The following is a 13,708-nucleotide window of genomic DNA, read 5'->3' as shown; positions in this document are numbered from 1 at the left end:
TCCACTTAAAAAACGGCCACAAACCGTTCAGACAAACCGAGCCACCTCTCGTCGACATGACCAAGGACCAAAAGATCATCCGTGCGAAGGTGGGGCTGCTGGTGAACCGGACGCCGCCTGAGGTGGAGGGACGACGTCCGCATCACCAAGGTCAGGCGCACGAAACGAAAGACCACTTACCGACTGCGCGGACGCTAAACCTCCTCGTCGGTGGCAACACAGTCTGCAAAATATTGAATCTGATTGTTCTCGTCCAACTCCTGAACCAGCCCATGAATGTCGATCTCAAACCCCGGACATTCGCGCACGAAGGTTCTGTTGAATTTCAGATATTCGACGATCTTCTTGTTGAAGACCTCTCCTGGGATCAAAAGCGGAATGCCCGGTGGGTAGGGTGTGACAAGACTTGTTGTTATACGTCCCTCAAGATCGTCTATAGGCACGCGTTGGGTCTTACGGGCGGCTATGCAGGAAAAAGCGTCAGTCGGCTTCATCGCGGGCACCAGGTCGCTGAGGTAGATCTGCGTCGACAGAACAGCGACATCAGATTTGGCATATAGCGAGTGGACGTGCTGGCACATATCGCCCAGACCCATTTGTTCATAGCGCGGTTGTTTGGCGCAAAATTCCGGCATGCAGCGCCACATCGGAACGTTTTTGTCATAGTCGTCCTTGAACTGCTGCAACTCGGTCAGAAGCGAATTCCAGCGGCCCTTGGTGATCCCAATCGTGAACATGATGAAGAAGCTGTAGAGACCGGTTTTCTCGACGACAACACCGTGTTCGGCCAGGTATTTTGTAACGATCGAAGCAGGGATACCCGAATAGTCGAACTTCCCGTCCAAATTCATGCCCGGCGTGATGATGGTGGCCTTGATAGGGTCCAGCATGTTGAAGCCGGGGGCCATGTCGCCAAAGGCATGCCAGGATTCTTCGCCATCTGACGGCTGCACGCCTTCGGCGTTCGTTTTTTGCAGCACCCAGTTTTCGGGACTGTCGACGCCTTCTTCGCCCAACTCCTCTGGACCCCAAACCTGGAACCACCAATCGTTGCCGTACTCTTCATCCACCTTTCGCATAGCGCGACGGAAATTGAGCGACTCGATCACGCTTTCTTCGACAAGAGCGCGTCCACCAGGAGGCTCCATCATCGCGGCAGCCACGTCGCAACTCGCAATGATGCTATATTGAGGGCTGGTCGAGCTGTGCATTAGATACGCCTCGTTGAACAGGTGCCGGTCCAGTTTGCTGTTCTTGCTGTCTTGGACCAATACATGGCTCGCCTGCGAAATCCCGGCCAGAAGCTTGTGGATTGACTGGGTCGAATAGGTCACCGAATGACTCGGTCGGTCGCGCTTGCGCCCCATTGCGTGGAAGGTGCCATAGAACGGGTGGAACGCCGCGTGCGGCAACCAAGCCTCGTCGAAATGCAGGTTCTCGACATAGCCGTCGAGCATGTCCTTGATCGTCTCGGTGTTGTACAAGACGCCGTCATAGGTCGATTGCGTCAGGGTAATGATACGCGGCTTGACCGTGTCCGCATCCACATGCGCCAACAGCGGGTTGGAGCGGATTTTCTCCTTGATCGCGTCGATCTCGAACTCGGTCTTTGGAATTGGCCCGATGATGCCATAGTGATTGCGCGTCGGTTTCATGAAAACGGGGATAGCGCCCGTCATTATGATGCTATGCAGAATGGATTTGTGACAATTTCGGTCAACGACAACCACGTCGCCGGGGGCGACTGTATGGTGCCATACCATCTTGTTTGATGTGCTGGTGCCGTTGGTGACAAAGAAGCAGTGGTCGGCATTGAATATCCTTGCCGCATTGCGCTCGGATGCGCCGATGGCACCGTTGTGGTCAAGCAATTGGCCAAGTTCCTCGACCGAGTTGCACACATCTGCCCGCAGCATGTTTTCGCCGTAGAACTGGTGGTACATCTGCCCGATAGGACTTTTCAGAAACGCCACACCGCCAGAGTGCCCCGGACAGTGCCATGAGTAAGATCCATCCTCGGCATAGTCGAGCAGCGCCTTGAAGAACGGCGGCTGGATACCTTCGAGATAGGCCTTGGCGTCCCGAACGATATGGCGGGCGACGAATTCTGGCGTGTCTTCAAATGTGTGAATGAATCCATGAAGTTCGCGCAAAATATCGTTGGGCAGATGGCGGCTCGTCTTGGTTTCGCCGTAGATGTAAATCGGCACATCGTTGTTTTTCCAACGCACTTCTTCGATGAAGGACCGCAGGTTCAACACTGCTGGATCAAGATCGGGGCCGGGCGTGAATTCCTCGTCATCAATGGACAGCACAAAAGCACTTGCGCGGGACTGCTGTTGAGCAAACTGCGACAAATCTCCGTAGCTGGTTGTGCCCAACACCTCAAAGCCTTCGCTCTCGATGGCTTCAGCGATGGCACGGATGCCCAATCCAGAAGAGTTGTCTGAGCGGAAGTCCTCGTCAATGATGACGATGGGAAAGCGAAATTTCATAAGGGGCTCCAGTAGGGCAGAATCAGGCTGTGTTTTCTTTCTGGCGATACGCTTTTTTCGGAACCCGTCCGAGTCAAAAACCTTAAGGTTGTGTCTCCGTTGATATGACGGCCGTCAAGGCCCAAGCGCAGGTTGCTTTCGACTTCTCTGCGAAGGTTCCCTCTGGTTTATCTGCGTCATACCAACCAAGTTATCATGAGCGTCGCGAGGCTGAGCGCAACGAAAATCCCTGCAATATCGGTTTATGTTGTGAGCAGCGGACCGCTTGCGACCGCGGGATCTTGCCCAGCCACCAACGTCCCTTTCTATCCCGCCGCCGACATAGACCGGTGCCCCCGCTGGCGGGAACTCAGGCCATACTGGCGGAACACCTCGAAGGGGCGACCGGAGTTCGGGTAGGCCCGCTTCAAGAAGTATGATGCCCGAAAGAAGGTCGAGATGCTCTTCGCCCACCTGAAACGCATCCTCGGCTTCGACCGCCTGCGCCTCAGAGGCCCAGATAGGCGCCAAGGACGAACTCCACATAGCCACAACCGGCCAGAACCTCCGCAAACTCGTGAAGCTGATCAAATACGAGGAGGTTTACCTGCACGCCTATGACAGCGTTTCTCAGGCCCGCTTGGGCCTTACCCGATACCTGACCTTCTATAACACCCGAAGACCGCATTCATCGCTGGACGGGCAAACGCCCGATCAGGCATATCTCAACCTGCCCCGGCCAATCCCGGTCGCGGCATAACTGAGCGGAACATCCACTTGGAAAACGGCTCCAAACCGTTCAGACAAACCGAGCCACCTCTATGTTCTACCAAGCGCCGAGGCCGGGCGTTCCACCACCCTGAACCGTTCCACGCCCAGCCTCGGCTTCCACTTTAGCTTCGCGACACTGTCTGTCGGATCAAGTGCTAGCTTCTACAGATCAAACCATTTTGGTGAAGGCTCGACCTGCAGTCAGTGCATAGAGCCAACCTTCAGCCTCAGCCTGGCCGACCATCGCACACGGCCGAGGCTGTGTGAAAGCGCCGTCTGTTGTCGCCCTCTCGCGAAACTGAGTGTTATTTCTGGCGTTTGACGGAAATGAGCTCCACTAGAGCGATTTCGGCCCGGAGTTCTCACACAGCCTCGGCCCTGAGCGGTCATCTGGACGCGGCTCGATGAGTGTCCGATTCAGCCGAGCCGACTACCGATCGACACTTTTTCTTGAGCTCAAAAATGAGAACGGGATCCCAAGATCTTCACTTCACATTTTCCGATTGGTTTTCCATAGAAAAGTCTCGACAAGCATTTCTGACTCGTCACGCTGCGCGGAATCGAAGTTAAGACTCGACAAGGGTGATTTGTCCCTTTGATCGAACCCATGCCCGGCACCGATAAGGATTTCGGTTTCGATGCTCGCCCCACCTCTTCGGAGGCTGTCTGCCATGGCGAGGCAATCGTCGACATCCACGATATTGTCCTTCTCGGCCAGCACCATCAGAGCAGGCAGACCAGATGGCCAGTCGGCCTTGTCCGCCCCGTTCAGAAGCCCGCAATATGGGTAGAGCAATACCAGCGCAGTCAGTTTCTCCAACAATATTTCCGGAGGCGCAGGCCATGCGGTCAGCCCTGGAGGGATGGTGCCTGAAGACGCATGGGAGACGAATTCCATCGCTGTCCATCCCCCGTGCGACGCGCCCAGCACAACAACGTCATCCGTAACGTCCTCCATTTCTGCGAGCGTCTGCAATGCCACTGCAAGATCTCCTGCACGCTCTGCCCCGGGCAACGCCTGACCCGCACAGACAAGGCGCCAGCTCTCAAGCTGGTCAAGGCCACGGGGCGTGTGGCTGTCCACGATCAACGCCATACGACCGGAAGCGACGAACTTCTCTGCCCAGTATGTCATGTTGTCCCGCACCCCATCACAACCAGACAAGAGCACAGATGCAGGGAAAGGCCCTGATCCCTCCGGGCGCAGTATCCGCCAATGGGAGGAAAGCCGTTCCTCGCGCCTTTTCGGAGTATCGTCGATCGTTGCGACGCCAACGGCATGGCGAAAGGTATTCAGCCCGAGCAGAAGCACGATCACGACCACTCCACCGACAATCCACCAGATCATTCTCTGCGGCACCCCAGACCCCATTCCTGCCCGCACCACGCCTTCAATCGCGCGCTGTCGTTGTCGCTCCACCCCTCCGGGTCGGTCACGGCCACCCAGGGTTCGACATAGCCCTCCGCGATGTAGTTGTGGCCATAGCCGCCGGGCACTCCCAAGGCCAGAGCCATATCGAGCGCCAGTTGAAGCTGCGTGACAACCGGAATGAAGCGGATGGAAGGAGAGACATCCGGTGCGCGCGTTTCCTTCATCCATTCCGGCGCCCGCCAGAGCGAGGCCGGTTCGTAGAACACGATCGCATCGGAGGCGTGCTGAAAGTAGACAACCCGAAACCGTCCCCATTGCCCGGGTGAGCGTTCAAGCCCTCCATATTGCGATGTAAACCGCACAAGTGCACCAGTCCCGACTTCTGGCAGGACGTAGGACGAGTCCGGGTTACGTGCGGCGACGGCTTGTCTCCAGAGTTGAGATGGGAACGGCGGCCCCGTCCAGAGCGCGCCGTTGATAGGGTCATTAAGCACCCGGAAGACATTAAACGAGTACATCGACGACCAAGCACCAAGACTGATCCCATGCATATAGAATTTTGGACGGGTCTCCGGCGGCAGCGTGGTCCAGTATGAATAGATCGCCTTCATGGTGGCCGTTGCCTGCTCGAGGCCAGACTGCGTCTCGAAAATCAGTGCCAGTGGTGATTGGAGGTAGGAATATTGGACGGCGACGGTCGCCACATCCCCATCATGCATGAACTCCATTGGCTCGTGCCCGCCCGGATCGAGCCATCCCGTACCGGTCGGGCTGGCAACGACCAGAATCTTTCGGTCGAAAGCGCCAAGCCGCTGAAGCTCCTTGAGCGCCAGTTCCGCGCGCACTTCTGGCGATTCATCCTGGGCGCGACCGACATAGACCCGGATCGGATCCTTGGCCGGGCGGCCGCTGAAAGCCGAGATCGCCTGAGCGTCCGGCCCCTCGATTATGAAATTCCGCCCCGGTTGTCCCATCGCGCCCCAGTCGACAAGGGAATCGGGGCTCCCGGGGAATCTGGGATTCGTGGGCGCGGGCGGGGCGTCGGCGAACAGGTTCTGGGCGGCCGCATATGATTTGTCGGCGAAGTCGTACCCGGATTGCACCACACCGTCGCGGGTTATGACAAATCCGATCAGGATCGCGAGACACAATCCCAGGACATTTGCTGTCCGCATCGGCATGACCCGGTAGAGCGAGTGCCGGATCCGGTCGAACAGCCACTGCGCCGCCCAACCGATCGCGACGCAAACCAGAAAGACCGCGGTGGCAACACCGACAATACCCATGGTGCTGAAGGCTTCGAGTGGTTCCATCCCAAAGCGTACTCTTATCGAATTCTGCCACGCTGCGGCGTGCAGCAGTGTCCAGACTAGTATCGCGATGATTGGAATAGCCAGGATCACGCACATCTTGCGTACCGCCGGCGCGGATAGGGTCGGCAGATCCAGTCCACGCCAGACTGTGTTCAGGAACTGACCGATCGCGTAGCCAATGCCAGTAACGAGACCGGCCAGAACACCTTGCAGGAGCCAAGGGCGTGGAATCAGCGACGGGGTCAGGGACGCCGCAAAGAACAATAGACCCATTAGCAGCGGCAGGACCGCCACTCCAAACATCCGCACGCGCACGACGCCGGCGCCCGGCATCGCCGAACGCTGTTCGAACTCTCTCATGTCACCTTCCACCGTCTTTCGTTTTGGCATCCGTTTCCGCTCTGATCGCCACCATACTCGCCCTGATGTCACGTAGATACCAGCCCGGCGAGATCGGCTTGCCCGTGAGCAGCGCTATGCGTGTACGAATTCTCCGCAACGGAGCGAGGCCTGGCGACCTAACCGTGGTGCGCGGGGTCGAGTTTGTCTACTTGGTCGACACGGACATCGCCGGCAGATCGACTCGTTTCCCTCCCATCGAATTCATGCAGATCGCCGAGACCGTGAACCGACCTGACGAATAACGGGCAGTGCCAAAGCGGCGGTCCAATGGGCGTACTCGCCGCATACTTCAAGAGCCGCGCCGGGGTCCGCGATATCCCGATGGCGCCGATGGTGAAGAACACCCTCGCGTCCTGGAAGCAGGAGGCGCCGGAAAGCGCCCTGGATCTCGTCTTCCCCAATTCGGTCGGAAAGGTGCAGAGCTATTCCAATTTCTACAACCGGGTCTTCAAGCCGATGCTGGTCGAGAACGGGATCGTCGACGCGGAGGGCGAGCCGAAATTCGCCGTGCATTCGCTGCGCCACGCCGCTGCCTCGCTCTTCATCGAGCAGGGCTGGAACCCCAAGAAGATCCAGACCCTGCTTGGCCATGCCACGATCGGTATGACCATGGATACCTATGGCCACCTGTTCGACAGCGCCGAGGAGGACCTGACGATGTTCGCCAAGCTGGAGAGCGACCTGTTGGCGGCGTAGCGGCAACGGGCAAGTCTCTACTTTGAAACGCCGAATCCGGCAGGGCGATTTTATGCCATTCATATGCATTGTGCTCGGTCCCGCCGGTCAACTCCAAGGATTGGGCACCATCCTGGCGTCGCGCGCCGGCATGGCCTTCATGAGGCCCCGCCCCCACCTAGGACTTCGTGGTCTGGCGGGGGCGCAGCCTTTCCCTATTTCGATGTGATACCGGCGACATGCTCCATCCCCCCGACGAGATATTGGAACATGACGAAGAGAAACTGCCTGTCGGCCCCTTGCGAATGCAGTTCGCCGTTGGGATCGGCCTGCCGCAGGATCCGAAGAACGGTGATGTCGCGATCGGTGAGCTTGGGATCGAAAACCAGGCTCAGCGTGCCCCAAATCTCCGGATGGTACTCGAGCATGGAAATGCGCGCGAAGTCGATTGGATCTGCATCGCATACTTCGGCGAGCGCCGGGAAGCGTTCGATCGGCACCTTGGTCTCGCCGGTCTTCATCATCGACAGCACGTTCGGCTTTGCATATCCCGCGCGCTGCGCGATCTCGCGTTGCGTCAGGCCCGAGTGCTCGATGGCGGTGATCAGGAAGGCGGCGGTGGGGCTCTTGGTCATGTCATGCTCTGCAGCGTTGTTTCATTCACTGCTGATATAGAAGGACGGTCATAATCCGGGCGGGGACAAGGATGGAGGTGTGAGCGAGGAGAGGAGAAGGCCAAGTCGTCGTCGGACGCTGCGAGACCTTGTCCCTGAGCTACTGTCTGAGTTCTGAAGATGTTGGTAGCCATACGGCGCCAGACAAGAACGGCGCGTGTGCGATGATCGAGAACGGCCCAGAGCCGCCCTTGGTGCATCCTGTAGCGAATGACTTCACCAGTCTCAGGTTCTGTCGCAGGCGTTGCAAACTGAGGCCTCCGAGAAGGTGATGTGCCGGACGGCTGATCCGCCCGGCAAATCAAAGTGTTTCGGGCGTCTACTCGACCAACTCGATTTCGCCCGGTCGCCAGCTGCGGTCAAACCACGGGTCCAGCGGTCCGTAGAGACGCAGCACCGTGGACCAGGACTTGCCAGGCATCGTCTGGATCCAGTTGCCCTCCTTGCCCTCCGGCGCTTCGGGAGCGAACCAGATCGTGAAGCTGCCATCCTCGTTTGCCTCGACGGTCGGTTGGTTGCTGTCGACACCGGCCAGCTTCTGGTCGGTCTCAAGGAGCGAACGGGTCTGGGTGTCGTAGACGACGAAAGACCAGTAATCCTTGGCTGGCGGGTCGGCCGGGATCGTAACGGAATAGGTCTTGCCGCCGTCGAAGTAGTTCCCGTTGCTGTCCCGGTTCGCGAGCGCGTATTGGGAGCCGACACCGACCTTCTGCGCCACCATCGCGGGCGTGATGCCGGTGGCATAGTAGTGGAGCAGGGTACGGGCGTCGAGGATCTTCACGTCGCCCGCCTAGAACTCGTAATTGCCTCCAACGAAAGCCGTCTTCCAGTATCCCTCGTCGTAGTAGAACGGCGCCCGCGAGCGCGTTGCGTAGTTCAGCGACTTCGCCGCAGCGGTGCCGAGCGCAATGGCCTCGCTCAGGAGAGACTTGAGTACGTCATCCGGCTCGAAAGGTTCCCCCTTGCGCAGGCCAATCGAGAACATTGCGCCCAGAAGCTCCTCCGGAAGCGCGCCCTCGGCCTCGCTGTCGATCACCGCCTTCATCTCCTCGAAGAAGGTAAAGTCGTTGGCGTGGATCGTATTGAACTGCTTGTCGGTCAGGTTGACGAAATCCTGCTCGGGCGGGGTCTCGCGCGCCTCCCAGGGATAGACGCGCAGCGTCTCCTTGACCCGGTCGACCGCTGCCTGAACCCCGTCCTCGCCGTAAAACGCCCGCAGCAGGAACCAGTTCCGGTAGCTCGGCGGCCGGACAATGAAATAGCCTTCCCCGGGCAATTCCCCCTCGTAATCAGGTGGTACGATCAGGAACTTCCCTCCCTTGTCCTCGTCCGGCCCGGCATTGCCGATATCGGTGACGTAGCGCATGTAGGCGTCGTTGACGAAGCCCAGCATCCCCTCGGGCACCTCGTAAACCACGGGCCCCTTGGACAGGTCCGTGCAGTTGAGGATGTAGATCGTGGTCGTGTTCGGTGTCAGCAGGAGCGAGCGCGCATTGTAGAGATCTTCGAAGATGCCAATCGTCATCGGGTCCACGCCCGCCTCTTCCAGACCATGACACATGGCATAGGTCGAGGCAGCCGGCATCCCGTCCATGAACACCTGCATGCCGCGCACGAAGTTCAAGGCGTTGTAGGAGAGCGTTGCCGTCTCGGGGGTCGGTAGCCCGTCGAAGTATTCCAGCGTGCCGAAGCGCGTCTCCACGCTGTCCGGCACGGTTATGCTGCAGGGATATCGGCCTTGTATTCCTGTGCCGTCGCCGGCACCGCGAGCATCAGGCCGGCTCGCCCCCCGAGCCCGTGCTTCGATATCGTTTTCATTTGTTCCATGCCTCCCGTTTCGTTGTTCTGGTGATCTCATTCGACCAAGGTAACGTCAGGTAGCTTCCAGCCGCTTTCGATCCATCCGTCGCTCGGTCCGTAAAGCCGGAACAGCAGGAAAAAGTCCTCACCCGTCGGAATCCAGTTGCTGTCCACGCCATCGGGTGCCTCGGGTGCGAAATAGACATCAGCAGAGCCGTCATCGTTGCGCTTCATGGTGTCGAGGTCTGGGGTCGCGAGTCCGACCCGTTCATTGCCGGTCACGAAGCCCTTGGTCTTCATGCTGTAGACAATGACGGACCAGAAATCCTCCGCCGGCGTGTCGGCGGGCACGGTCAGCTTGTAGGTATCGGTGCCGTTCAGCATGGCACCGTCGGCATCGCGCAGTCCGGTCAGGTAGAAGGTCCCCCCGCCGAGGTTCTTCGGCAGATAGGTGATCCAGGAATAGGAGCCGCCGGCGCGATCGTCGATCAGGACCATCTCGTCGGTGACATACGGAAAGCCCGCCTCGGGCTGGCCTTCGGCAAAGGACCAGATCCCCCATTGACGATCCTCCCAGAGCGGGGCAACCGACCTTTCGATGAAGTGCGCCTGCATCGTGTCATAGGCGCATTCGAGACCTTCGAGCAGCGCGGCTTGCGTTTCCTCGTCCGGCTCGAACGTCGCGCCCCGGACCATCCCGAGCGAGGCCAGCATGCCCATCATGACCTTATCTTGCGCAAGGACTGGCTCGCGCTGGATCACCGTGTTGAGATCGGTGAAATAGGTCATGTCGTAGACTGGAAGCGTGTTGACGGGATTTTCTTTCACGTCGACGAAGCGGGTCGGCGGCGGGGCGTCTGCATCTGCATAGCGGTAGACCTGCAAGGTCTGCGCATAGGCTGCCTGGTCAGCGGAAGTCCCGCCGTTCTTGGCCACCGGCCGGAAGGAGAAGTGGACGCCGAAAGTGGTGCTCTCATAGACGATGAACCCTTCGTACGGCACCGGCCCGTCATATCCGGGCGGCAGGATCAGGTACTTCGCCCCGGCACCCTGATCGTCGCCGCTGGTTCCCACATCGGCGATGGGCACCTGCCACGCATTCACGATGGTGCCGAAGAACGCGGCCTTGTCGCCGGCCGGCGGCACATCGATGACGATGGGGCCGTTTGCGATGCTGCCACCACCGAAGACGTAGGGCGTCACGTCATTGGCCGTCAGGAAGCCGTGCCGGCTGTCCATCGGTTCGGTCATGTAGCCGATCACCCCTGGTTCGGCGCCGGCATCCCGCTGCAGTGCCAGTTCGATGTCGTATATGCCGACGGCGGGCATTCCCCAGATCGCCGCCTCGCAGGCGCGACGCACCGCGAGATCGCGCTGGACCTCGGTCATTTCCGCTTGCGCCGGAGCTGATGCCAGCGTGAGGGCCAGCGCGGTGAAAGCGCTTCTTGAACCGTAAGGCATGGTTTTCGTCCTGTCCTGCATTCTGTCCGCAGGACACCATGCGCTATGGCGACCGCCCCCGACTATTCATTTCATGACAAAGCGACCGGCGGCCCCGGATCCCTACACGTGGTCAGGTGGCGAAGCGATGCGCTCTGAACTGCCCGGGGCTGACACCTCGCCCCTGCCGGAACGCCCGGCTGAAATTGGCAGGGCTCGCATAGCCAAGCATCATGGCGATTTCCGTGATTGGCGTCTGGGTCTCTCTCAACAATTCGCACGCCCGGTCCAGGCGCGTACGCAGGACGAGGTCGCGAAAGACCAGATTGTGCGCATCGAGCCGCCGCTGAAGCGTGCGGACGCCCAGCCCGAGTTGCGCGCCGGCTCGCTCGATATCCACCTGGCCGTCCAGCATCTGCACGCGGACGAGTTCGCGGATCTTTTCCGGCAGGTCGGTCGGCGCCGCCGGGCGCACCTGTCGGTGAAGATCGGAAAGCGTCATCGTCGGAGCAACGTCGCCCATCGGATTGCCAAGGAGTTCCGGCTCCCGGTGGATTACCAGCGCCCATCGGGGAGCGTCGAAAACCACCGGACACCGGAACGAGTCTTCGAAAAGCGCCGCGTGACGCGGCTTCGGGAAATCGAACTCGATGCGAAGCGGAACCCAATCCGGCGGAAAGTACGGCGCCGCGATCGTCTGGATGTATCGGACTGCGGCAATCGCATAATGCGGGTAGCCGAGCATTCCCGATGACGGAATGTCATAGTGAAAATGCACCTCTTCGCCCCGTACAACTATCTCCATGCGATCGTCCGCACCGTGGTAGGGCAAGGCCCGCATGAGCCGCTGCAAGGCGTCCACGAAGCTCCTGCCCTGCGAGACGTAGGCTCCGAAAGCCCCCCATGTCCGAATGTGGAGACTGGGCGCCATGTTCAGTCCGAACGCCGTATCGCCAGCTGCACGCGCGCCCTGTTCGAGGATGCGGGAAAATGCCCGATGAGGTATGAAGTAACCCTGCTTGCCGATCAAGGCTTCCGGGACATCCGCGGCATTGAACACCTTGGAGACAGCCGTGGATCCGGCAGAAGCCTCGATGAACTCCGGAACGCCTGCAAGCGCCGTGGTCGATACAAGCGAGTGACCGATCGTCCCCTCCCAGGTTGCTCAGCCGTTTCGTCAGGAACGTAGGGCCAAGCCCGGCAATGATCAACGAAGCGGAAACCGACATCCGCGTGGTTCGCAACGAACGACCGCTAATGGAATGTGCCGACTGCTTCACCGGCGGTGATAGCCTCCAAGGCTTAGCCGCATCGAAGGAGGAGCGATCATGACGTCCAGTTTCAAAGAAGACCTTTCCGCGGTTGCCGTTGTTGGTATCGACATCGGTAAGGATGTCTTTCATCTCGTCGGTTTTGGCGCCGATGGCGGGCTTGTTTTGCGACGGAAGATCAAGCGTCTTGCGCTCCGATCCACCTTCGAGAAGCTTCCGAGCTGCGTCGTGGGCATGGAAGCCTGCCTCAGTGCCCATTTCGTCAGCCGGACGTTGCGCGGGATGGGCTTCGAGCCACGGATCATTCCGGCGTTCTATGTGAAGCCGTTCAACAAGGGGCAAAAGAACGATTACAACGATGCCGAGGCAATTGCAGAGGCATCGCTTCGACCCAATTTGCGGACGGTGACGGAGAAGACACAGGACCAGCTTGATCTGCAGGCGCTACACCGGGTCCGGGCGCGGCTCGTCTCGCGACGGACCGCTACGATTAACCAGATCCGGGCATTTCTTGTCGAACAGGGGATCGCGGACCGCAAAGGGCTTCGGGCGCTGAAGAACTCCTTCGAGGCCATCCTCGAGGAGCGTCGGGACGAGATATCATCCCGCATGCGGGGAATCCTGATCGGTCTCTACGGCGACTGGCTCTGGCTCGACGAACGGATCGGGGTCATTTCGAACGAGATCGAGGAGATCAGCCGCACGGAGAAAAACTGTGCCAATGTCATGACGATCCCTGGTATCGGCCCGATCATCTCGACGGCGCTGGTTGGAGCCATTGGCAAGGGCGAAACCTTTGACAAGGGACGGGACTTGGCCGTTTGGGTTGGGCTCATTCCCCGGCAATTCAGCACCGGGGGACGGACCACGCTTGGCAGAATATCCAAACGGGGCAGTCGATACCTGCGGACGCTCCTCATCCAGGCTGCGAAAATCATCCTGATGCGCCCGCACAACTGGCCAAAACTGAGCTTTGGTGCATGGCTGATCGACGGATGCATCGCAACAAGCTGGCGGTGGCCTTGGCCAACAAGCTCGCAAGGATCGCTTGGGCGGTTCTGCGTTGCGGCCGGGAGTTCGACGCTCCAAGAGATACGGTTGCCAAAGCTATTTGAGGTCGGACAGCCGAACAGAGGTTCGCGAAGGAGAACAGCATGGGGCGGATAAACTACGCACCCAAAATCTGAGGGCGGAAAAGGCCCTTCGACGGCCTGTCCGGAAATGAGATCAGCGTGCGTGCGTATTTCCAACAAGGTCACGGCCCGCGAGCCGACACGTAGAGCGGATGCAAATCAGCGATATCTGCAACCACGCCAAATCATCCCTTGCGAACTGCAGCCGGCACATACAACCCGCCCTTGCTGTCGTTTTCTGCGCCTGCGAGGACGGGTTCTCGCTTGACGAAAAGTAACTGTTGGGAACGGCCCGACGCCATCATCCGTGCCAGCTGCGGCGAGCGGCATCGAAGAGCCGATTTTGTTGAAAAACACCCGTTCGCAACTGCCGAAATATGAGG

The 13,708-nt window shown here is 59.3% G+C and carries 10 protein-coding genes and 2 pseudogenes; 3 read left to right on the top strand and 9 right to left on the bottom strand.

The features are described 5' to 3' along the window. Positions 1-194 precede the first annotated feature (194 nt). Positions 195-2,495, bottom strand: coding sequence for an arginine/lysine/ornithine decarboxylase (locus AX756_RS23740; protein WP_068318108.1), 2,301 nt, complete (start codon positions 2,493-2,495; stop codon positions 195-197). 423 nt (positions 2,496-2,918) lie between these two features. Between AX756_RS23740 and AX756_RS26540 the strand changes: the two are divergent. Next, positions 2,919-3,234, top strand: a pseudogene (locus AX756_RS26540) (integrase core domain-containing protein); the annotation flags it as partial. A 501-nt stretch (positions 3,235-3,735) separates the two neighbouring features. Here AX756_RS26540 and AX756_RS23730 read toward each other — a convergent pair. Both AX756_RS23730 and AX756_RS23725 read right to left on the bottom strand, forming a co-directional pair. Beyond that, a complete protein-coding gene (locus tag AX756_RS23730) occupies positions 3,736-4,563 on the bottom strand; it encodes a dienelactone hydrolase family protein (protein ID WP_231701166.1) in 828 nt (275 codons plus the stop codon). A gap of 26 nt (positions 4,564-4,589) precedes the next feature. Further along, positions 4,590-6,290, bottom strand: a complete 1,701-nt coding sequence (locus tag AX756_RS23725) for an alpha/beta hydrolase (protein ID WP_231701165.1) — start codon at positions 6,288-6,290, stop codon at positions 4,590-4,592. A 309-nt stretch (positions 6,291-6,599) separates the two neighbouring features. Here AX756_RS23725 and AX756_RS23720 point away from each other — a divergent pair, with 309 nt between their 5' ends. Then, positions 6,600-7,028 carry a tyrosine-type recombinase/integrase gene (locus tag AX756_RS23720; RefSeq protein ID WP_082739337.1) on the top strand — a complete coding sequence of 143 codons (429 nt, stop codon included), beginning with the start codon at positions 6,600-6,602 and terminating at the stop codon, positions 7,026-7,028. Positions 7,029-7,222: 194 nt separating this feature from the next. Here the strand turns inward: AX756_RS23720 and AX756_RS23715 are convergent, their stop codons facing one another. The 5 genes from AX756_RS23715 to AX756_RS23695 all read right to left on the bottom strand — a co-directional run bounded on the left by AX756_RS23715 (position 7,223) and on the right by AX756_RS23695 (position 11,981). Further along, the gene (locus AX756_RS23715) at positions 7,223-7,642 is read right to left on the bottom strand and encodes a helix-turn-helix domain-containing protein (RefSeq protein ID WP_068318100.1); all 420 of its coding nucleotides are present in this window, start codon (positions 7,640-7,642) and stop codon (positions 7,223-7,225) included. 358 nt (positions 7,643-8,000) lie between these two features. Next, positions 8,001-8,462, bottom strand: coding sequence for a DUF1214 domain-containing protein (locus tag AX756_RS25895; RefSeq protein ID WP_068318099.1), 462 nt, complete (start codon positions 8,460-8,462; stop codon positions 8,001-8,003). 9 nt (positions 8,463-8,471) lie between these two features. Further along, positions 8,472-9,395, bottom strand: a complete 924-nt coding sequence (locus tag AX756_RS25360; protein WP_068318097.1) for a DUF1254 domain-containing protein — start codon at positions 9,393-9,395, stop codon at positions 8,472-8,474. Positions 9,396-9,535: 140 nt separating this feature from the next. Then, complete coding sequence (locus AX756_RS23700) at positions 9,536-10,942, bottom strand: DUF1214 domain-containing protein (RefSeq protein ID WP_163886859.1); 1,407 nt, start codon at positions 10,940-10,942, stop codon at positions 9,536-9,538. Positions 10,943-11,054: 112 nt separating this feature from the next. Further along, a complete protein-coding gene (locus AX756_RS23695) occupies positions 11,055-11,981 on the bottom strand; it encodes an AraC family transcriptional regulator (RefSeq protein WP_068318092.1) in 927 nt (308 codons plus the stop codon). Positions 11,982-12,249: 268 nt separating this feature from the next. Here AX756_RS23695 and AX756_RS23690 point away from each other — a divergent pair. Then, positions 12,250-13,307: pseudogene (locus AX756_RS23690) on the top strand (IS110 family RNA-guided transposase). Between the two features lie 203 nt (positions 13,308-13,510). On the opposite strand, the gene AX756_RS26535 reads toward AX756_RS23690, so the two are convergent. Further along, the coding region (locus AX756_RS26535) for a hypothetical protein (protein ID WP_231701164.1) at positions 13,511-13,708 on the bottom strand (198 nt) is incomplete at its 5' end.

The sequence above is a fragment of the Aliiruegeria sabulilitoris genome, assembly GCF_001558155.1.
In the GTDB taxonomy this organism is placed as follows: Bacteria; Pseudomonadota; Alphaproteobacteria; order Rhodobacterales; family Rhodobacteraceae; genus Tropicimonas; species Tropicimonas sabulilitoris.
Note: the sequence above shows the minus strand (reverse complement) of the source record. Positions and strands in the feature narration are given on the sequence as shown.

Bases quoted from the DNA above. Each gene is read 5' to 3' on its own strand.
- AX756_RS23740 (WP_068318108.1), bottom strand. From the start codon at position 2,495: ATGAAATTTCGCTTTCCCATCGTCATCATTGACGAGGACTTCCGCTCA.
- AX756_RS23725 (WP_231701165.1), bottom strand. From the start codon at position 6,290: ATGAGAGAGTTCGAACAGCGTTCGGCGATGCCGGGCGCCGGCGTCGTG.
- AX756_RS23720 (WP_082739337.1), top strand. From the start codon at position 6,600: ATGGGCGTACTCGCCGCATACTTCAAGAGCCGCGCCGGGGTCCGCGAT.
- AX756_RS23715 (WP_068318100.1), bottom strand. From the start codon at position 7,642: ATGACCAAGAGCCCCACCGCCGCCTTCCTGATCACCGCCATCGAGCAC.
- AX756_RS23700 (WP_163886859.1), bottom strand. From the start codon at position 10,942: ATGCCTTACGGTTCAAGAAGCGCTTTCACCGCGCTGGCCCTCACGCTG.